Below are 18,198 nucleotides of genomic sequence, written 5' to 3'. Positions count from 1 at the left end.
GGGTCCGTCTCCCAGTCCGCGCTCTTCACTTCCGTCCTCCCTGCGTCACTGTCTCCACCCGTCCCCATGCGGCGCGCAGCTTCGCGATCCCCTTGGCCGCGTTGCTCTTCACCGTGCCGACCGAACAGCCCATCGCCTCGGCCGTCTGGGTCTCGGTGAGGTCCTCCCAGTAGCGCAGGACCACTGCTTCCCGCTGTCGTGCCGGCAGTTCGGCCAGCGCCTTCAACAGCGCGTGACGGTCGTCGGCCTGCGCGATCCGGTCACCGGTGTCGGCCACCTCGGGTGCCGGGCCCGCGTCCCCGCTCCTGGGCGCCAGGAACTCCCGCAGCTTCCTCCGGTGTCTGCGGGCATGCGTGTTGATCATCACGCGTCGCACATACGCCTCGGGGGCGTCGGCCGAGGCGACCCGGTGCCAGGCCACATAGACCTGTTCCAACGTCGACTGGACCAGATCCTCCGCGGCGTGCTGCTCACCCGTGAGCAGAAATGCCGTGCGCATCAGGCGTGGCCAGCGGCCGACGACGAAATCGTGGAACTCTTCGTCCCCGGCCTGCTTTCGCACTCCCATGAGCACCTCCCTCCTGGATGCTCAAGAGAGTCCGCGCGAGGCCGGGACCGTTGCCTCACCGAGCAATCTTCGCCCCGGCACCTCCGACCGAGCGTCACCGTGCTCGCCGGGAGCCACTGGTCGCCTCGCGGCCGCCTCGGGAGGACGGGACGCAGAACACCGGCCCAGGGCCGTGATCCGTCTCGGCGCCCCACCGGGTACGGCGCCTGCTCAGACCTCCTTGCGGAAGGCGCGCAGGTGGAACACCGGGTCCGGGCGGGTCCGGTCCTGGTCCGGCAGGCGGGACAGCCGGTCGGCGAAGCCGTCGGCGTGGGGGTCGCCGGGCGGCAGGGTGACGAACCAGCCGCGGCGCAGGTCGGCGATGGTGCGGCGGGGGCTGCGGCCCTGGCCGTGACCGGTGAATCGGCCCTGTCCGGCCGGCCGGAGCCCCAGTCCGGCGGCGTGCGCCGTCACGTCCTCGGGACCGTCGTGCACCGGGCTGGGCGGCCGGGCGGCGAGGACGGCGTCGATGTCACTGCCGACGTTGTGGGAGGCCGCCTTGCCCACGGTGGTGACCCAGACACCGCCGGGCCGCAGCACGCGCGCGCACTCACCGATCACCCGGCGCACCTCGCCCGGCCCGGCCAGCAGGTGCAGCAGCCACACGCTGACCACCGCGTCGACCGAGGCGTCGCGCACCGGCAGCCGCCGGCTGTCGCCGCGCACCACGGCGCCGGGGAGGCGGGCGGCGGCCCGGCGGGTCATGGCGGGGGCGAGGTCGACGCCCGTGACACGCAGCCCGGGGCGGGCGGCGGCGAAGCGCCGGGTGACGATGCCGGTGCCGCAGGCCACGTCGAGCAGGTCACGGGTGCCGTCCGGGAGCAGGGCGAGCACGGCCTCGGCCGCGGCGCGGGCCCTGGGCTCACCGCCGCGCGAGGCGTCGTACCGTCCGGCTTCCTCGTCGTAGTCGAGCACGCACCTCAGTGTGCCCCGTGGGCGGGCGCGAGGTCCTGTACTCGGCGGGCCAGTTCGAGGTCCTTCTCCGTGACGGCGCCGCCCGCGCTGTGGGTGTGCACGGACAGGGCGACGGTGTTGTAGCCCAGGGTGAGGTCGGAGTGGTGGTCGAGCTCCTCCTGCACCTGGGCGATGTGCACGACCATCGCCGTGGCGGCGGTGTGCGAGGCGAGCCGGTAGGAACGGGTGAGGCGGTCCCCGTCGTGGGTCCAGCCCGGCAGCTCGGCGAGCCGGTTCTCGATCTCCTCGGGCGACAGCGGTTCGACGGGCATGGACGTGCTCCTTCGCTGGTCGGATCGGCCGCTCACGCCCGCTGGGGGCGCGCCCTCAGCCTGCCACAGGGGGCGACGGGGGTCCCGTGGGTACGCGTACGGGTCCCCGGGGTCCGTGCCGTCGGTTACCGTCGCCGGATGGCCACCGTCCCGCCCGCGTCCGCCGCCTTCCCCTCCCCTCCTCCTTCCCGTGCCGAGGGGGTCGGTCCGCTGCTGCGGGCCTGGCGGGAACAGCGGCGCGTCAGTCAGCTGGAACTGGCCCTGCGGGCCGGTTCGTCCGCACGGCACATCAGCTTCGTCGAGACCGGCCGCGCCCGGCCAAGCGAGGAGATGTTGCTGCGGCTGGCCGGGCACCTGGAGGTCCCCGTACGGGAGCGCAACGCGCTGCTGCTGGCGGCCGGTTACGCGCCCCGCTTCCCGGAGACCCCGTTGGACGACCCGGCGCTGGGCGCGCTCCGCGAGGGCATCGAGCGGCTGATCGGGGGCTTCGAGCCGTATCCGGCGCTGGTGGTGAACGCCCTGTACGACGTCGTGGCGGCCAACCGCGGGGTGCTGGAGCTGATCGAAGGGGTGCCCGCGACACTGCTGGAACCGCCGCTGAACGCTATGCGGCTGACCCTGCACCCGGAGGGTCTGGCGCCCCGGATCCGCAACCTGCGCCAGTGGCGGGGCCACCTGCTGGGGCAGATGGAGCGGCAGGTCGCGCTGCGCCGTTCGGCGCCCCTGCGGGCCCTGTACGAGGAGGTGGCGGCGTACCCGGTGCCGGAGGCCGGCGGGACGTGCGAGGAGGCGGTGGCGTACGTCGCGCTGCCGCTGCGGATCGAGCACCGGGGCCGGACGTTGTCGTTCGTGTCGTCGATCTCCACCTTCAACACGCCGATGGACGTGACCGTCGCCGAGCTGGCCGTGGAGACGCTGCTCCCGGCCGACCCGGCGACGGCGAAGTACCTTCAGTCGCGTGTCGCCTGACGGCCCCTCAGCGCCAGGTGCTGGAGCACCGCGAACCCGGCCACCACCAACGCCTGCAGGACGATCCAGACCGCGCCGGTGGTGGTGGGGGTGAGCCACAGGAAGAGGGCGGCCAGACTCACCGCGGACCAGGCGAGGTTGGCCTCCACGACCGCGCGCACCCCGGGGGCGGACGGGTGGTCCCGGGAGGCGAGCAGGGCGACCGCGGCGGCGTACACGGCGAGGAACACGCCCAGTACGAGCAGCAGTCGGGCGTCGACACCGAGGAGGCGACCGACCGGGCCGGACAGGGCCAGGTAGGCGAGCGCGTTGACTCCCGTGACGACCGCGTCCAGGGCCAGGAAGCGGCGCAGCACGGACTGCGGCACGGAGGTGCGGGCGAGCGCGGCGATCTGGGGCGCGGACATGGGGCATCACTCTCCGTCATGTGGCGGTGGGCGGTGGGCCGGGTCCCGGGCCGGAGTGCGCCGGCCCGGGACCCGGTGCGTCCACGATGGCGCCCGGGCGGCACCCCGGTCGATTACCCGCGAGGTAAAGGGCCAGGTCGGGACGGGGCCGCGGCACCGGCCGAACCCGTCCGGCGGCCGGTGCCGTGAGAGTGCGGCCGGGACGTGACAGACTGACCGCATGCGTGGGCACGTGGGAGAGGCGTGGCGTGAGTGAGCGGCGAGCCGCCCCCACCGTGGGCCAGGTGGTGCTGGGCAGGCGACTCCAGGAACTGCGGGAAGCGGCCGGTCTGGGACGCGACGAGGCGGCCCGGGTGCTGCGGGTGGCACCGGCGACCGTGCGGCGGATGGAGACGGCGGACGTGGCACTGAAGGTGCCCTACGTCCAGATCCTGCTGGACGCCTACGGGGTGCCCGAGCAGGAGGCGGTCACCTTCGTCGAACTGGTGGAGGAAGCGAACCGGCCCGGCTGGTGGCAGCGCTACCACGACGTGCTGCCGGACTGGTTCAGCCTGTACGTGAGCCTGGAGGGCGCCGCCCGGGTCATCCGGTCCTACGAGCCGCACTTCGTGCCGGGGCTGCTGCAGACGGAGGACTACGCGCGCGCCGTGCTGGAGGCGGGGACCATCGGCACGGAGGGGCCGGAGACGGTGGAGCGGCACGTCGCGCTGCGCATGGAACGCCAGCGGCTGCTGGACCGGCCGGATCCGCCCCACCTGTGGGTGACCATGGACGAGACGGTGCTGCGGCGGCCGGTGAGCGTCGACGGCCGGGTGATGCGCGAGCAGCTGGACCGGCTGTTGGAGCTGTCCGAGCGCGACCGGATCACCCTCCAGGTCATGGAGTTCGCCGGGGGGCCGCACCCGGGCACGTACGCGCCGTTCTCCCTGTTCCGGTTCGCGGAGCCGGAGTTGCCGGACATGGTGTTCACCGAGTACCTGACGGGCGCGCTGTACCTGGACTCGCGGACCGAGGTCGCGGTGCACCTGGAGGTGCTGGACCACATGACGGCCCGCGCCGCGACGACGGAACGCACCCGGGAACTGCTGCGGGTGTGGCGCAAGCGCCACTGAGCCACCGCGGCACCGAGTCCCTGCGGCACTGAGTCACCGCGGCACTGCGCCACTGCGCCACTGCGCCACTGCGCCACTGCGCCACTGCGCCACTGCGCCACTGCGCCACTGCGCCACTGCGCCACTGCAGCACTGAATCACCGCGTCCCGGTCCCGCGACCGCCAGTGATCCATCACGTCAGGGCCGGCGAGCTCCGCTGCGCACCGGGCGCGGCGGCCACGCGCACGCCGGCCCGCCGCGCCCGGTGACCGGTGCCCGGTCCCTCCCCCTCCGCCACCGGTCCGCGGCGGGTGGGGCGCCCGGTCAGGAGGCGCCGCCCCGGCGGTCGCCGGAGGCCCCGCCGGTGCCGTCGGTGTCGTCGTCGACGATCTCCGCGTCCACCACCCCGTCGTCGTCCCGGGACGACGACGGACCGTCGTCCGCGCCGGTGTCCGAGGCGCCTTCCTGCGCGGTGCCCGCGCCCGCCGGGCCGCCGGACTGCTCGGCGCCGGCGTACATCGCCTGGCCCATGCGCTGGCTGACGGCGGCGAGCCTCTCCACGCCGGTGCGCAGGGCGGCGGTGTCGGCGTTCTCCTCCAGCTGCCGCTTGAGGTCGGCGATCGCGCTCTCCACCTCGGTCCTGGTGTCGGCGGGCACCCGGTCGGCGTTGTCGGTCAGGAACCGCTCGGTCTGGTAGACGAGTTGCTCGGCCTGGTTGCGGGTCTCGGCGGCCTCGCGTCGGGCCCGGTCCTCCTCGGCGTGCTGCTCGGCCTCGCGCATCATGCGGTCGATGTCGTCCTTGGGCAGGGCGGATCCGCCGGTGACGGTCATCTTCTGCTCGCGGCCGGTGGCGAGGTCCTTGGCGGAGACGTGCATGATGCCGTTGGCGTCGATGTCGAACGCCACCTCGATCTGCGGGACACCGCGCGGGGCGGGCGGCAGACCGGTGAGGTCGAAGACGCCGAGCTTCTTGTTGTAGGCGGCGATCTCGCGTTCGCCCTGGTAGACCTGGATGCCGACGGAGGGCTGGTTGTCGGCGGCCGTGGTGAAGATCTCCGAACGCCGGGTGGGGATCGTGGTGTTGCGCTCGATCAGCTTGGTCATGATGCCGCCCTTGGTCTCGATGCCCAGGGACAGCGGGGTGACGTCCAGGAGCAGCACGTCCTTGACGTCGCCGCGCAGCACGCCCGCCTGGAGGGCGGCGCCGACCGCGACCACCTCGTCGGGGTTGACGCCCTTGTGCGGGTCCTTGCCGGTGAGTTCGCGGACCAGGTCGGTGACGGCGGGCATCCGGGTGGAGCCGCCGACCAGGATGACGTGGTCGATGGCGCCCAGCTTCACGCCGGCGTCCTTGACGGCCTGGTGGAAGGGGGTCTTGCAGCGTTCCAGCAGGTCCTCGGTGAGTTCCTGGAACTGGGCGCGGGTGAGCTTCTCGTCCAGGTGCAGGGGGCCCTCGGCGGAGGCCGTGACGTAGGGCAGGTTGATGGTCGTCTCGGTGGACGAGGACAGTTCGATCTTGGCCTTCTCGGCGGCCTCCCGCAGCCGCTGCACGGCCATCTTGTCCTGCAGGAGGTCGATGCCGTACTGGCCCTTGAACCGCTTGGCGAGGTGTTCGACGAGGCGCTGGTCCCAGTCGTCGCCGCCGAGCGAGGTGTCGCCGTTGGTGGCCTTGACCTCGATGACGCCGTCGCCCATCTCCAGCAGCGACACGTCGAAGGTTCCGCCGCCGAGGTCGAAGACGAGGACGGTCTCGTTCTCCTTGTCGAGGCCGTAGGCGAGGGCCGCCGCGGTGGGCTCGTTGATGATCCTGAGGACCTTCAGCCCGGCGACCTCCCCGGCCTCCTTGGTGGCCTGGCGCTGCGTGTCGTCGAAGTACGCCGGCACGGTGATCACGGCGTCGGTGACGTCCTCGCCGAGGTAGGACTCGGCGTCCCGTTTGAGCTTCTGCAGCACGCGGGCGGACAGCTCCTGGGCCCGGTAGCGGGACCCGTCGACCGAGCCCTCCCGCGGGAACCGCCATTCCGGGTCCCCCATGTGCCGCTTGACCGAGCGGGCGGTGCGCTCCACGTTGGTGACGGCCTGCCGTTTGGCGACCTCACCGACCAGTACCTCGCCGTTCTTGGCGAACGCCACGACGGACGGGGTGGTGCGCGCGCCCTCCGCGTTGGCGACGACGGTGGGCTCACCGCCCTCCAGGACGGCCACCACCGAGTTCGTGGTCCCCAGATCGATCCCGACCGCACGTCCCATCGCCGTTTCCTTCCGTCGGAGCGCCTGCCGTCCGGGTTCCTCCCCCTCCAGCCCAAAACCTGAGGGGGTCCTTGTCAATGGGGCGTCCGGTTCAGGGGCGGCGCGCGGGGACCGCGTCGCGCAGTTCCACGGCCCCGCGGGGGCGGTCGGTGACCAGGACGTCGACCCGCGGATCGGCGAGGAAGGCGCACAGGGGCGCGTCGTCGTTGACCGTCCACACCATGGTGAACAGGCCGTTGCGGGCGGCCTCGCGCAGTACCGTCGCGCGGGCCAGACGCTGGTGCACGGCGACGCCGTGGGCCCCGCAGGCACGGACCCGGCGCAGGGGCAGCAGCTCGCTCAGCCGGGTCGCCACCAGGCGGCGCCGGCCCACCTCACGGCCGTCCCGGCCGAGGGACAGCAGGGTGCGCACCCCGGGGAAGGCGCCGGCGACGATGGCGACGGACCGGTCCTCCAGCGAGGTGGCGACGCAGCCGTCCGCGCCGAGCAGGGTGACCGCCCGGTCCATGAGTTCGCGCTCGTGGCCGGTCTCCTTGAGGTCGAGGTGGGCCACGAGCCGGCCGGCGATCAGGGCCAGGACGTCGTCGACGACGGGCACCGGACGGCCGGTGAGGGCGTCGAGCCGGGCACGGGTCAGGGCGGCCACCGGGGGGCCGGTGCCGCCCGCGCGGGCGTCGTGGTGGACGACGAAGACTCCGTCGGCGGTGCGTCGGACGTCGATCTCGACGTACTCGGCGCCGGAGCGCAGGGCGTCCTCGTAGGCCGCCCAGGTGGCGGGGGCGGCCCGTTCGCTGCCGCCGCGGTGGGCGGAGACGGCGGGGCGTGGCGGCATGGCGGTGGTCGGCTCCCGGAGGGGGACGTGCCGCAGGCCGCCCCGGGCGGGGCGGCCTGCGTGCGGTGCGGCAGCGGTCCGGTCAGGCCAGCTTCGCCGTCAGGCTGATCTCGGTGCCCTTCAGCGCCTGGCTGACCGGGCAGTTCACCTTGGCGTCCTCGGCGGAGGCCTGGAAGGCCGCCTCGTCCAGGCCGGGGACGGTGCCCTCCACGGTGAGGTGGATGGCGGTGATGCCCTCGCCGGGCACGAAGGTGACGTCGGCGGCGGTCGTCAGGCGGGTGGGCGGGTTGCCGGCCTTGTCGAGGATGTTGGAGAAGGCCATCGAGAAGCAGCTGGCGTGCGCGGCCGCGATGAGCTCCTCGGGGCTGGTCTTCCCGTTCGCCTCCTCGGCGCGCGAAGCCCAGGTGACGGGCTGGTCGGCGATGCTGCCGGAGGAGTCGAAGCTGACGACACCGTTGCCCTGGAAGAGGTTGCCTTCCCAAACGGTGTGTGCGGAGCGCGTGGCTGCCATGACGCCATCCTTTCGGAATGTCCTGCGGTGTGTCCGGTGGTGCTCTGTCCGGGGCCCCCGGTCCCCGGGTGCCCTCCCCCATCCGATCACATCACCGGCCAACTCACCCGGAGGACGGGCCCCCTGATGGCTTCCGGCGGCCGGTGCGTCCCGGGCGGGACCGGCCGCCGGCCCCGTCGGTCCGTCCCCGTCCGGGGCCGGACCGGGCGGGACGGTGTGGCTCAGGCCGCGTGCTCCCGGCCCGGGGCCGCCGGTGACGCGGTGCCGTCGGCCTCCGCCAGCCAGCGGCGCAGCACCCGGTGGACCTCCTCCGCGCCGCGCAGTTCGGCGCCCTCGGGCACCGGCGGGGTCAGCGTCAGCGGTGACAGCAGGAAGGGCCGGGACTGGGCGCCGCCGAGGCCGCCGTGCGAGCCGATCTGCTCCTCGAAGGCGTGGACCTCGCCGGTGGCGGGGTCGTGGAAGGAGTTGACCATGATGTCGGCGGTGTGCGGGAAGGAGTGGGTACGGCGCACGACGTCGGCGGCGCCGGGACCGAAGGCGGCCAGCGGGCCCGGGTCGTCGTCGAGCCGGTCGAGGGGGACCTCGGCGCCGTGCGGGCCGAGGACGACCCCCCCGTGGCGTTCGCTGCGCACCAGGAGGAAGCCGATGCCGGGGTGGTTGGCGAGGGTCGGCAGCAGGGCGGGGTAGCGGGCGTCGATCTCCTCCTTGCTCATCCGGTGCGGCACGTCCGGGAAGGACACCAGGCCGAGGTTGCCGGAGGCCAGCACGATCGGCTCGTCGCGGCGGGTGGGCCGGTACTGCTCGACGCCCTCCTCGACGGGCCGGCGCAGCGCGGCGCGGACGGCCGCGCGGGCCTCGGCGCCGCTGTGGGTACGGCCGGCCCGGCGCGGCACCGGCAGGCCGCAGCCCGCCCGCACCAGGTCGCCGAGGGTGAGGCCGTAGCGGGAGCGGAAGGTCTCGCCCGGGCTCTGCCCGTGGTCGGACAGGACGACGATGCGGTAGGGGCGGGGGGCGTGCTCCGCCACGTTCTCGATCAGGGCCAGGGCGCGGTCCAGGCGCTCCAGCACCTTGGCGGTGTCCCGGCCTCTCGGGCCGGAGTGGTGGGCGACCTCGTCGTAGGCCACCAGGTCGGCGTAGACGGACGTGCGGCCGGCGAGCAGGTCCCCGGTCACCGCGGCGACCACCACGTCCCGCTGGACGACGGTCGCGAAGGCCCGCACGAACGGGTAGAGGCCGCCGCGGGAGACGCGCGGGCGCTGCCCGGACCAGCGGGCCCGGGTGGACTGGACGATCTCGCGCCCGACCTCGGCGACGAAGGACAGGGCGGTGCGCACGGCGTTGGCCGGGTCGGAGAAGTACGCGAAGTAGCCCGCCCGGGAGCGGGTGCCCGGGGCCCGGCGGCGAGTGGCGATGGACAGCACCAGGGCCTGCTGGTCGGCGCCGCCGCCGAACAGGTTGCCGCGGCTGGCGCCGTCGTCGGCGAGCAGGCCGGGGTGCCCGGCGTGGGCGGCGGCGCGGCGTTCGAGTTCGGCGGCGCTGGTGGGGCGGTTGCAGACCATGACCTCCCGGCGTTCCTTCTCGTACCAGCGGAAGGCGGGGACGTCGTGGTTGCTGCCGTGCAGGACGGCGAGCTGGGTGGCGCCGGTCTGGCTGGACCAGTCGGTCCGCCACGGTATGAGCCGGTGGGTGGGGCGGGCGCCGGGTGCGGGAACCGGAGCCGCCCCGCCTGCCGTACCGGTCGCAAGGCCACCGGACGTGCCAGGAGCCGGGCCGTCGGCCGTGTCGGGTGCCGTGTCGGGTGCCGCGCGGTCGGCCGTGTCGGGTGCCGTGCCGTCGGTCGCGGCGGGTGCCGTGCCGTCGGTCTGGTCGGGGACGGTGCCGAGCCAGCGGGCGACGGTCGGCATCAGGCCCCGCCGGACGGCGTCCACCAGCACGTCGTGACCGACGCCGTCCAATTGCAGGAAGACGGTGCCGGGGGTGGCGGGGGCCGGGCCGGTGGAGCGGCGGCGCCGGTCGGCCAGCCGGTAGAGGCGGCGGCGGTAGGCGTCGTCGTCGCGCACGGCGAGGGCGGCGCCGGTGGCGGAGGCGACGGCGGACATCACCGCGGCGACCACGACCGCGGTCTCCGGGGCGGCGGACCCGCGCTCGACCGGGTTGAGCCACAGCGCCAGCCACAGCAGCCCGCCGTTGAGGAAGAACACCAGCAGGCCGAGCACCAGCGCGGGCACGAGCAGCAGCAGCCGCACCAGCCGGGGCCACACCAGGGCCGACAGCAGACCGAAGGCACCGGCGCCCAGCGCGGCGGTCACCGCGATGTCGGTGGCGCTGCCGCCGTCCGCGGAGCGCAGCCGGAAGTCCGGCAGCAGTCCGGCGAGCAGCAGCATGGTGAGGGTGGAGACCACCCACACGGCGACGCTCCGCCCGATCTGACTGGCGACCCGTCGCCACCGCACGTCGCCCACGCCCCGCCACACCTCGCGTCCCCGCCCGTCGTCACCGACCGGCCTCGAAAACCGGTACCCACCCTGCCACAACGGCCGGAAGGGCCGTTATGTCCCCGGTGGGAGGGGCGCGGAGGGGCGTGAAGGAGTGCGAAGAGGCGCGGGAGGTGCACAGGGGCACGGGGAGGACTCCGACGAGTGGTGAAGAGGCGCGGAGTCACTGAGGGCGCGGACCGGCAGCAGGCCGAGCGGCCGCGAAGAGGGGGCGGAGGACGCGGACAGAAAGGCCGAGCGGGCGCGGACAGAGGCCGAGGGAGCGCGGACAGGGAGGCCGAGCGGGCCCGCACAGGAAGGTCGAGTGGGCCGCGGACAGAGAGGTCGGCTCGCGGTCAGCAGCCGTCGTAGCCCGCGGTCGGCATGGACAGCCTGCGGTGGACGCGGGCCTTCATCTCCGCGTCGTAGGAGGGCTCGGGCCGGCCGACGGTCTCCACGCGCACGCCGCGCCGCGCGCACTCGGCGGTGAACTCCTCCACGGACGACAGGGCGCTCGCGAGCACCCGGCGACTGGGCGCGACGAACAGGTCGGTGCCGGGGCGCACGCCCTCCCAGAGCGCGCCGTGATCGGGGCGCAGCCCGCGCACCAGCATCTCCCGGGCGACCACGTAGCCGCGCTCGGCGGCCCAGTGCGCGCACATGGCGTGCTGGCTGCGGGAGTCCACCAGGAAGGGGTCGTCGTCCAGCTCCTCCAGCGGCGTCAGACTCGCGATCGCCGTCACCCGGACCGCTCCCATGCCCACCCCCCTCACCACCGGCTTCGTCGCCGACCCTACTCCTGCACGTACGCTTCGGGGAGTCGCGCGAGGGAGGCGGGAAGTGGCGGTGGAGGTCACCTGGTGGGGTCACGCGACGTGCACGGTCGAGGATTCGGACACGCGCGTGCTGACCGACCCGCTGTTCGCCCGGCGCCTGGCTCATCTGCGGCGCCGCCGCGGCGCGCTGCCGCCGCCCGGTGCCCGGCGGGCCGACGTGGCCCTGGTGTCCCATCTGCACGCCGACCACCTGCACGTGCCGTCGCTGGCGCTGCTGGAGGAGGGCACGCTCCTGCTGGTGCCCCACGGCGCGCTCCGCGCGGTGCCGGGGCTGCGCCGGCTCACGCACCTCCGGGTGCGGGAGGTGGGGCCCGGGGACGTGCTGGAGGTCGGGGACCTGGCGGTGCGGGCCGTGCCCGCGCGCCACGACGGACGGCGGCTGCCGGTCGGGCGGCGCCGGTGCCCCGCGCTCGGTTACGTCGTGGAGGGTGAGGCGCGCACCTACTTCGCCGGGGACACCGGTCTGTTCGAGACCATGGCCGAGGAGGTCGGGCCGGTGGACGTGGCGCTGCTGCCGGTCGGCGGCTGGGGGCCGTACCTCGGGGAGGGGCACCTGGACGCCGGGCGGGCGGCCGAGGCGCTGACCCTGCTGGAGGCGGCGGCCGCGGTCCCGGTGCACTACGGGACGTACTGGCCGATCGGGATGGACGCGGTGCGCCCGCACGAGTTCCACGCCCCGGGTGACGAGTTCGTACGGCTGGCGGCGGACCGGGCGCCGCGGGTGGCGGTGCACCGGCTCGGGCACGGGGAGAGCATGCGGCTGGAGGACGCCCGGTGATCGTGGCCGTCGTCCCGGCCGTGGCACCGGAGACCACCCAGCAGGCCATCGGCTACCCGTCGCTGTTCCTGCTGGTGCTGATCGGCGCGCTGGTCCCGGTGGTGCCGACGGGCGCGCTGGTGAGTTCGGCGGCGGTGGTGGCCTTCCACCAGACGGCGCCGTTCTCGATGGCCCTGGTGTTCGTGACGGCGGCGCTGGCGGCGTTCCTGGGCGACATGGCCCTGTACGGGCTGGGCCGCCGGGGGATGAGGTCGCGGGGCGGCTCGCGCTGGCTGGAGGCGATCCGGGCCCGGGCGCCGGAGGACCGCCTGGAGCAGGCCCAGGGGAAGCTGGGCGAGCACGGGGTGGCCGTCCTGGTGCTGTCCCGGCTGGTGCCGGCCGGGAGGCTCCCGGTGATGCTGGCGTGCCTGCTGGCCCGGTGGCCGGTGCGCCGCTTCGCCCGCGGCAACCTCCCGGCCTGCCTGGCGTGGGCGGTGACGTACCAGCTGATCGGTGTCCTCGGGGGTTCGCTGTTCGCCGAACCGTGGGAGGGCGTGCTGGCGGCGGTGGTGCTGACGCTGCTGATCAGCGTGACCCCGACGCTGTGGCGGCGGCTGCGGGGGGACACGGCCGGGTGAGCCCGCCCACGCGCGGGCCGGCCGGGGTGGCCGAGGACCCGCCCGGAGGTTCGTCCGGGCGGGGCGACGGTGGCGACGACGGTGCGCGGGCCGGGGTCCCTCGGGGCGGCGGGTTCAGGTGAGGACGCGGGAGGCTCCCACCGGGAGGTCCCACAGGTCGGCGCGGGGCAGTCCGGCGCGGGCCCAGGCGGCCCTGACCCGGGTGAGGGGTTCCAGGACCGGCTCGGCGGACAGCACGAAGGTGCCCCAGTGCATCGGCGCCATGCGGCGCGCCCCCAGGTCCTGGGCGGCCCGCACCGCCTCCTCCGGGTCGCAGTGGACGTCGCGCAGCCACCAGCGGGGCTCGTAGGCGCCGATCGGCAGCAGGGCCAGGTCGATGCCCGGGTGGCGGCGGCCGATGCGGGAGAACCAGTGGCCGTAGCCGGTGTCCCCGGCGAAGTAGACGCGCTGCCCGTCGGGGGCGGTGAGCACCCAGCCGCCCCACAGCGAGCGGCAGGTGTCGGTGAGGGTCCGTTTGGACCAGTGGTGCGCCGGGACGAAGTCAAAGCGGACCGGGCCCCCGGGCCGTGCGGCACCGTCCGCGCCGGTGCCCCCGACGTCACGGGGCCGCAGTTCGGCGCCCTCCCACCAGTCCAGTTCGGTGACGCGGGTGAAGCGGCGGCGGTGGAACCAGCGGCCGAGTCCGGCGGGGACGAACACCGGGGTGTCGCGCGGCAGCCGCCGCAGGGTGGGGGCGTCCAGGTGGTCGTAGTGGTTGTGGCTGATCACCACGGCGTCGACGCGGGGCAGGGATTCCCAGGGGACGCCGACCGGAGTGACGCGGGCCGGGGTGCCGAGGATCCGGCGGGACCAGACCGGGTCGGTGAGGACCGTGAGCCCGCCGATGCGCACCACCCAGCTGGCGTGTCCCGCCCAGGTGACGGCGACCGTGCGGGCGTCGACCCGGGGCAGCGGGCCGGGCTCGTAGGGCAGCCGGGGGACGTCGGCGAGTCCGTCGCGGCCCGGACGCACGGCGCCCTCGCGGGCGAAGCGGGCGAACGCCTTGAGGCCGGGCAGGGGCGCGGTGAGCCGGTCGTGGAAGGTGCGCGGCCACATCCGCCGCTCGGCGAGGGGGCGCGGCTCGGCGGGCGGCGGGCAGGGGTCGGCGGGCGCGTGCCGGGGCGGTGCCGTGGCGTCGGGGGCGCCGCCACCGTCCACGGCCACAACGGCCCGATGGCGGGCTCCCGTCTCTTCCCCTCTCTCCGTCGCCGACTCCGTGCGGCTGGTGCCCTCCTCCCGGCCGGAGGTCGGCGGAGCGGTACGCGCCCGGTGGGCCGTCGCCCCCAGGGTTGTCGTCCCGCCGGTCGTCGTCCCGCCGGTCGTCGCTCCGCCGGCCCCGCTCCCGCCGGTCCTGCTGCCATCGATCCCGCTGCCACCGGTCGCGGACCGGCCGGTGGGGGCGGGAGCGGGGTCGGCGGGGGCCCGGCCGCTCGGGGCCCAGTCGCTCGGGGCCCGGCCGGCCGCCGTGCGGCTCGTGGTCGACTCGGACTGTCGCGTCATCGAGGGGTCTCCCATCGCCGGGCGTCGTCACGGAGGTCGTCGAGGACGGAGGTGAGGCGGTGCAGCGCGCGCCGCACCTGGGGCAGGACCAGCGGGTCGGGCGCGTCGAGGCATTCCGCCCGCTCGCCGGGGGTGTCGCCCAGCAGCGGCGCCGTGGACAGACGCACGCGCGGCGCTTCCAGGTCGTCCCCGAAACGGTGGCCGCCCGGGGCGGGCATGCCGAGGCGGGTGGAGAGGAAGTCCTCCAGTTCCTGGGCGTCGCCGACGCCGCGGGCGGCGAGCCCGGGGCCGAGCGAGGTCAGGTCGGCGTAGAGGTGCCGGCCGGCCTGGGGAGGCAGGACCAGGGCGCCCGCGTCGACGAGCGCCGCGTGGGCGGCGGCGGCCACCCGTGCGTGCAGCCGGGTCGCGGCGGCGGCGCGCGCGGTGACCGGTTCCGGCTCGGACAGCGCGTACCCGGCGGCCACCGCGACGGGCGCGGCCACGGACGCGTCGAGGGCGGTGAGCACGTCGAGCACCCGCGCGCGCAGCGCGGCGCCCGATCCGCCCGCCGGGAACCGGGCCACCGCGGCGGGCCAGCCCGGCGGGAGCAGCGTCCCCGCCAGGTCGGAGACCACGGTGACCCGGTCCGACAGCATCTCGGCGGGGCTGAGCACCACGGTGTCCCGCGGTGCGTGCAGGGTGTCCCGCCAGGTCTCGTCACTGACCAGGTGGAGCCCTTCGCCGACGGCCGCCTCCAGGGTGGCGTGCAGCAGTTCCGGCGGGGCGACGGTGGCCGTCGGGTCGTCGGCCACGGACAGCACGAGGAGCCGCGGGTCCCCGCCCTCCTCCCGCACCCTGCGCACCGTCTCCAGCAGGGCGTACGGGTCGGGGACGCCGCCGCTCTCGGCCGGGGTCGGGACGTGGTAGGCGGGGCGGCCCAGCAGGTGGGCGTACGGGACCCACCAGGCCGCGCACGGCTTCGGCACGAGGACGTCGCCGCCGACGGCGGCGGTCAGCGCGACCAGCAGCGCGGGGGCGCCGGGGGCGACGGCGACCCGGTCGGCGGTGGCCGGCAGGCCGCGGCGCTCCGCGTGGCCGCACGCGGCGTCCAGCAGCGCCGCTCCCCCGCCGACGGGCTCGGCCTCGGCACGGGTCGCGGCGGCGGCGATCACGGCGGCCAGTTCCGGCAGGACGGGCAGCCCGTCCTCGGGGACGGCCGGCCCGAAGCGGACGGGGCCGTGTCCCTGCGGATCCGTCCGTCGCATGCCTGCCTCCGCGCAGTCCCTGGTGTCCGCCGTGGTACAGGTGTGCTGCTGTAGTGCCTGCTGGGGGTGTCCACTCCCCCGGACGGGCCCCCCGGCCGGGGGGCCCGTCCCGCGATCCGGTGCTCTCGTACCCTCCGGTCCGTCGGTTACCCCGGAGGCGGCCGGGCCATGGGTGCCGGGGCGGGCCGACGGTGCGGGAAGCGACGGGCGGGAGTGGTGCGGCCGTGGGCTCGCCGGGGCGCCGGGCCGGGGTCAGCCCTCCTCGCGGGCGGTCCGGTCCCGGTACACCCGGTGCGCGGCGGCGCCGAACGCTCCGGCGATCAGCAGTCCGCCGGCCGCCAGTGCGGGCACGGAGTCGGTGAAGGCGCCGCCGTCCCCCGCGTGCACGCCGCCCGGCGGGGTGGTCGCTCCGCAGTGGCCGTCGCGGTGACCGGGGCAGGGGGTCGGCACGGGAGCGGGTGTACGGGTCGGGGTGTGGGTGGGGGTGCCGCCGGAGTGCACGGTGACGGTGAAGGTCACGCTCCAGGGGGTGCCCTTCCCGCCGGGTGCCGCCGGGCAGGTGCCGTGGACCGTCCACCGGATGCCGCCGCCGGGCGCCGACAGGGTCTCGGGGGCCTCGGACACTTCCTCGTCCAACTCCACGGAGAGGTCGTCCGAGGAGTCGTCGACGGTGCCGGACTCGTCGAGGGGCGCGTCGGGGATCGCGGGGAACGCGCCGAGCAGGTCGTCCTCCGCCCCGGGCTCGGGGTCGGGGATCTCCGGCACGCTGTCCGGCGGCGGGATCTCGCTGCCCGGGGGTTCGGGGACCTCACCCGCCGTGCCGGTGCCGGCGGCGCCCGCCCGCGCGAAGTGCGTGGCGTCCGGGAGGGTGGCCGTGCCCTTGTAGGTGGGGCCGGCGCTCTCCTCGCCGGGGAGCAGGGTCAGGGTCGCCGCGCCGCCCGTGAACGCCTCCGAGGCCGCCTGGAGGGTCTGCGGGGCAGGTCCGCCGGTCGGTGCGCAGGTGACCGTGACGGTGACGGAGCCGCCGGGCCTGGCACTGCCCGGGCTGACCTCGGCGCGCGGATCGGCGGCGGAGGCCGCGGGCGCGAGGCCGCCGAGCACGCCCAGGGCGGTGCCGGCCACGGCGACGGCGGTCAGGGCGCTGGCGGTGCGGCGCATGGGGGCTCCTTCGAGCGGTGGCGGGGGCGCGGCGACCGCGCCCGGGGCCCCGCGGAATCGCCCACCCGCCAGGTGGGGCGGCGCGACGCCGGTGCGGTCCGCGAGGACGGCGGGCGCGTGGGTGGTCCCGCGTGGCGCGGGGCGCGGGGTTCGCGCCCCGCGGTCCATCACAGCCCCGCACCGGGCGCTCCGCGCGCGGCCGGGCCCCATTCGCGCGACGGACCGGGGCCGACCGGGTGAACGACGCGCCCCCGGTCCGCGTGGCGGCGTGCGCGTCGGGTCCGCACCGGCTCGGCGGCCGGACGAACAGGCCCCGGCCGATCGGCCTCCGGGCGGACGGGCGGGCGGACGGGCGGACGGGCGGACGGGCGATGAACGGCCTCAGGTGACCGCGAATCGGCCCCCGAACGGGCTCCGATCAGTTGGGGAGCGCGGCCCGCTGCGAACGGACGGTCCGGCGACGGAGGCGGCCGGGAGGGACCGGTCGGCGGGGCGGAGAGGGGGGAGGTGGGGAGGTCTCTTGGAGGTCGTGGAGGTGGAGAGGCCGGGGAGGGGCGCTCCCCCGGAGCGGCTCGCCCCCGAAGCGCCGGGGAAGCGCCGCTCCGGCCCCCTCGGCCGGCCCTCGGCGCCGAAGGCCGGTCGGGGGCAAGACGTGCGCGAGCGCCGGCCGCCGTGCGCAGGTGGCACGGCGACCGGCGCTCGCGGTCCGGCGGGTGACCGGAGCCACCCGCCGGTCACCCGCCGAGGCCGGCCGGGGCGACCGTCACCGGCCGACGGCCACCGGGGCGGTCACCGGGGCGGTGGTCACCGGCCGGGAGCCGCCGCTCGCGTCGGCGTCAGCCCTTGTCCCCCTCGCTCAGCACCTCGTCGCGGACCCGGCCGCAGCAGCGGGTGATCAGGCGGGAGACATGCATCTGGGAGATGCCCAGTTGCTCGGCGATGCGGCTCTGGGTCATGTCGTCGAAGAACCGCATGTAGAGGATGGCCCGCTCGCGCTCGGGGAGGGCGGCCAGCCGGTCCTTGACGGCCTCGCGGTCGACCACGACGTCCAGCGCCGGGTCGGGGCCGCCGAGGGCGTCACCGAGGGAGTAGCCGTCGTCGCTGCCGGGGAGTTCCGCGTCCAGGGACAGCGCGGTGAAGCTCTCCAGGGCTTCCTGGCCGGCGCGCACGTCCTCCTCGCTGAGGTGCGCCTGCTCGGCGATCTCGGCCACGGTGGGCCGGCGGCCCGGGATCGTCGCGGAGAGGTCCTGCGTGGCATGGCGGACACGGTTGCGCAGGTCCTGCACGCGGCGGGGGACGTGGAGGGTCCACATGTGGTCGCGGAAATGCCGCTTGATCTCGCCGGTGATGGTGGGGACGGCGTAGCTCTCGAAGGCGTTGCCCAGGTCCGGGTCGTAGCGGTCGACGGCCTTGACGAGGCCCAGCGCGGCGACCTGGCGCAGGTCGTCGTAGCTCTCGCCGCGGCTGCGGAAGCGCCCGGCGAGGCGGTCGGCCATGGGGAGCCACGCCTCGACGATCTCGTCGCGGAGCGCGTCGCGTTCGGGGCCGGGAGGGAGACCGGCCAGGCGTCGGAACGCCTCGGCGGTGTCGGGAGCGTCGTCGTGGGGGTGTGCCCTGGTGTTCGAACGGGTCGGCATGGTGCGTCGCAACTCCCTGGG

Annotated in this window: 17 protein-coding genes; 4 read left to right on the top strand and 13 right to left on the bottom strand. The window is 75.6% G+C overall.

The features are described from left to right. Positions 1–25: 25 nt before the first annotated feature. From AC02VZ_RS18280 to AC02VZ_RS18270, 3 genes are all read right to left on the bottom strand, one after another. Positions 26–568 (bottom strand): SigE family RNA polymerase sigma factor, encoded by a 543-nt coding sequence (locus tag AC02VZ_RS18280; protein ID WP_432058491.1) that lies wholly within the window; start codon positions 566–568, stop codon positions 26–28. Positions 569–778: 210 nt separating this feature from the next. Continuing rightward, positions 779–1,522 carry a class I SAM-dependent methyltransferase gene (locus AC02VZ_RS18275; protein WP_476475867.1) on the bottom strand — a complete coding sequence of 248 codons (744 nt, stop codon included), beginning with the start codon at positions 1,520–1,522 and terminating at the stop codon, positions 779–781. A gap of 5 nt (positions 1,523–1,527) precedes the next feature. Continuing rightward, positions 1,528–1,833 carry a 4a-hydroxytetrahydrobiopterin dehydratase gene (locus AC02VZ_RS18270; RefSeq protein WP_432058488.1) on the bottom strand — a complete coding sequence of 102 codons (306 nt, stop codon included), beginning with the start codon at positions 1,831–1,833 and terminating at the stop codon, positions 1,528–1,530. A gap of 138 nt (positions 1,834–1,971) precedes the next feature. Here AC02VZ_RS18270 and AC02VZ_RS18265 point away from each other — a divergent pair, with 138 nt between their 5' ends. Beyond that, positions 1,972–2,802 (top strand): helix-turn-helix domain-containing protein, encoded by an 831-nt coding sequence (locus AC02VZ_RS18265; protein WP_476475866.1) that lies wholly within the window; start codon positions 1,972–1,974, stop codon positions 2,800–2,802. Here AC02VZ_RS18265 and AC02VZ_RS18260 read toward each other — a convergent pair. After that, positions 2,784–3,209: a hypothetical protein gene (locus AC02VZ_RS18260; protein WP_476475865.1), complete on the bottom strand. Its 426-nt coding sequence runs from the start codon at positions 3,207–3,209 to the stop codon at positions 2,784–2,786. The genes AC02VZ_RS18265 and AC02VZ_RS18260 overlap by 19 nt on opposite strands. A 248-nt stretch (positions 3,210–3,457) precedes the next feature. Here AC02VZ_RS18260 and AC02VZ_RS18255 point away from each other — a divergent pair, with 248 nt between their 5' ends. Further along, positions 3,458–4,321 carry a helix-turn-helix domain-containing protein gene (locus tag AC02VZ_RS18255; RefSeq protein ID WP_476475864.1) on the top strand — a complete coding sequence of 288 codons (864 nt, stop codon included), beginning with the start codon at positions 3,458–3,460 and terminating at the stop codon, positions 4,319–4,321. 304 nt (positions 4,322–4,625) lie between these two features. On the opposite strand, the gene dnaK is transcribed toward AC02VZ_RS18255, so the two are convergent. The 5 genes from dnaK to AC02VZ_RS18230 form a co-directional block, all read right to left on the bottom strand. After that, a complete protein-coding gene (gene dnaK / locus AC02VZ_RS18250) occupies positions 4,626–6,551 on the bottom strand; it encodes a molecular chaperone DnaK (protein ID WP_476475863.1) in 1,926 nt (641 codons plus the stop codon). Positions 6,552–6,642: 91 nt separating this feature from the next. Continuing rightward, positions 6,643–7,383, bottom strand: coding sequence for a glycerophosphodiester phosphodiesterase family protein (locus tag AC02VZ_RS18245; protein WP_476475862.1), 741 nt, complete (start codon positions 7,381–7,383; stop codon positions 6,643–6,645). Between the two features lie 82 nt (positions 7,384–7,465). Further along, positions 7,466–7,894, bottom strand: a complete 429-nt coding sequence (locus AC02VZ_RS18240) for an OsmC family protein (RefSeq protein WP_476475861.1) — start codon at positions 7,892–7,894, stop codon at positions 7,466–7,468. Positions 7,895–8,115: 221 nt separating this feature from the next. Then, a complete protein-coding gene (locus AC02VZ_RS18235) occupies positions 8,116–10,356 on the bottom strand; it encodes a phage holin family protein (protein WP_476475860.1) in 2,241 nt (746 codons plus the stop codon). 368 nt (positions 10,357–10,724) lie between these two features. Further along, positions 10,725–11,126 carry a hypothetical protein gene (locus tag AC02VZ_RS18230; RefSeq protein WP_476475859.1) on the bottom strand — a complete coding sequence of 134 codons (402 nt, stop codon included), beginning with the start codon at positions 11,124–11,126 and terminating at the stop codon, positions 10,725–10,727. 82 nt (positions 11,127–11,208) lie between these two features. Between AC02VZ_RS18230 and AC02VZ_RS18225 the strand changes: the two genes are divergently transcribed. Beyond that, positions 11,209–11,982, top strand: a complete 774-nt coding sequence (locus AC02VZ_RS18225; protein ID WP_476475858.1) for an MBL fold metallo-hydrolase — start codon at positions 11,209–11,211, stop codon at positions 11,980–11,982. Next, positions 11,982–12,599 carry a DedA family protein gene (locus AC02VZ_RS18220; RefSeq protein WP_432056368.1) on the top strand — a complete coding sequence of 206 codons (618 nt, stop codon included), beginning with the start codon at positions 11,982–11,984 and terminating at the stop codon, positions 12,597–12,599. Before AC02VZ_RS18225 ends, AC02VZ_RS18220 begins: the two co-directional genes overlap by 1 nt. Before the next feature lie 114 nt (positions 12,600–12,713). On the opposite strand, the gene AC02VZ_RS18215 is transcribed toward AC02VZ_RS18220, so the two are convergent. From AC02VZ_RS18215 to AC02VZ_RS18200, 4 genes are all read right to left on the bottom strand, one after another. Next, complete coding sequence (locus tag AC02VZ_RS18215; RefSeq protein WP_476475906.1) at positions 12,714–13,796, bottom strand: MBL fold metallo-hydrolase; 1,083 nt, start codon at positions 13,794–13,796, stop codon at positions 12,714–12,716. A gap of 338 nt (positions 13,797–14,134) precedes the next feature. Then, positions 14,135–15,382, bottom strand: a complete 1,248-nt coding sequence (locus tag AC02VZ_RS18210) for an aminotransferase class I/II-fold pyridoxal phosphate-dependent enzyme (RefSeq protein WP_432056359.1) — start codon at positions 15,380–15,382, stop codon at positions 14,135–14,137. Positions 15,383–15,634: 252 nt separating this feature from the next. Beyond that, entirely contained in the window at positions 15,635–16,540 is a 906-nt protein-coding gene (locus tag AC02VZ_RS18205) for a hypothetical protein (RefSeq protein WP_432056358.1), read from the bottom strand. Between the two features lie 836 nt (positions 16,541–17,376). Continuing rightward, positions 17,377–18,177 (bottom strand): RNA polymerase sigma factor SigF, encoded by an 801-nt coding sequence (locus tag AC02VZ_RS18200; protein WP_432056357.1) that lies wholly within the window; start codon positions 18,175–18,177, stop codon positions 17,377–17,379. Between the last annotated feature and the right edge of the window lie 21 nt (positions 18,178–18,198).

This window comes from Streptomyces sp. 3-6 (genome assembly GCF_056323165.1).
This window is presented reverse-complemented; position numbering and strand designations above follow the sequence as displayed.

What these genes read in the sequence shown, in the direction of transcription:
- AC02VZ_RS18265 (WP_476475866.1), top strand. Translation starts at nt 1,972, where the DNA reads ATGGCCACCGTCCCGCCCGCGTCCGCCGCCTTCCCCTCCCCTCCTCCT.
- AC02VZ_RS18260 (WP_476475865.1), bottom strand. Translation starts at nt 3,209, where the DNA reads ATGTCCGCGCCCCAGATCGCCGCGCTCGCCCGCACCTCCGTGCCGCAG.
- AC02VZ_RS18245 (WP_476475862.1), bottom strand. Translation starts at nt 7,383, where the DNA reads ATGCCGCCACGCCCCGCCGTCTCCGCCCACCGCGGCGGCAGCGAACGG.
- AC02VZ_RS18200 (WP_432056357.1), bottom strand. Translation starts at nt 18,177, where the DNA reads ATGCCGACCCGTTCGAACACCAGGGCACACCCCCACGACGACGCTCCC.
- AC02VZ_RS18280 (WP_432058491.1), bottom strand. Translation starts at nt 568, where the DNA reads ATGGGAGTGCGAAAGCAGGCCGGGGACGAAGAGTTCCACGATTTCGTC.
- AC02VZ_RS18270 (WP_432058488.1), bottom strand. Translation starts at nt 1,833, where the DNA reads ATGCCCGTCGAACCGCTGTCGCCCGAGGAGATCGAGAACCGGCTCGCC.
- AC02VZ_RS18230 (WP_476475859.1), bottom strand. Translation starts at nt 11,126, where the DNA reads ATGGGAGCGGTCCGGGTGACGGCGATCGCGAGTCTGACGCCGCTGGAG.
- AC02VZ_RS18205 (WP_432056358.1), bottom strand. Translation starts at nt 16,540, where the DNA reads ATGCGCCGCACCGCCAGCGCCCTGACCGCCGTCGCCGTGGCCGGCACC.
- AC02VZ_RS18210 (WP_432056359.1), bottom strand. Translation starts at nt 15,382, where the DNA reads ATGCGACGGACGGATCCGCAGGGACACGGCCCCGTCCGCTTCGGGCCG.
- dnaK (WP_476475863.1), bottom strand. Translation starts at nt 6,551, where the DNA reads ATGGGACGTGCGGTCGGGATCGATCTGGGGACCACGAACTCGGTGGTG.
- AC02VZ_RS18240 (WP_476475861.1), bottom strand. Translation starts at nt 7,894, where the DNA reads ATGGCAGCCACGCGCTCCGCACACACCGTTTGGGAAGGCAACCTCTTC.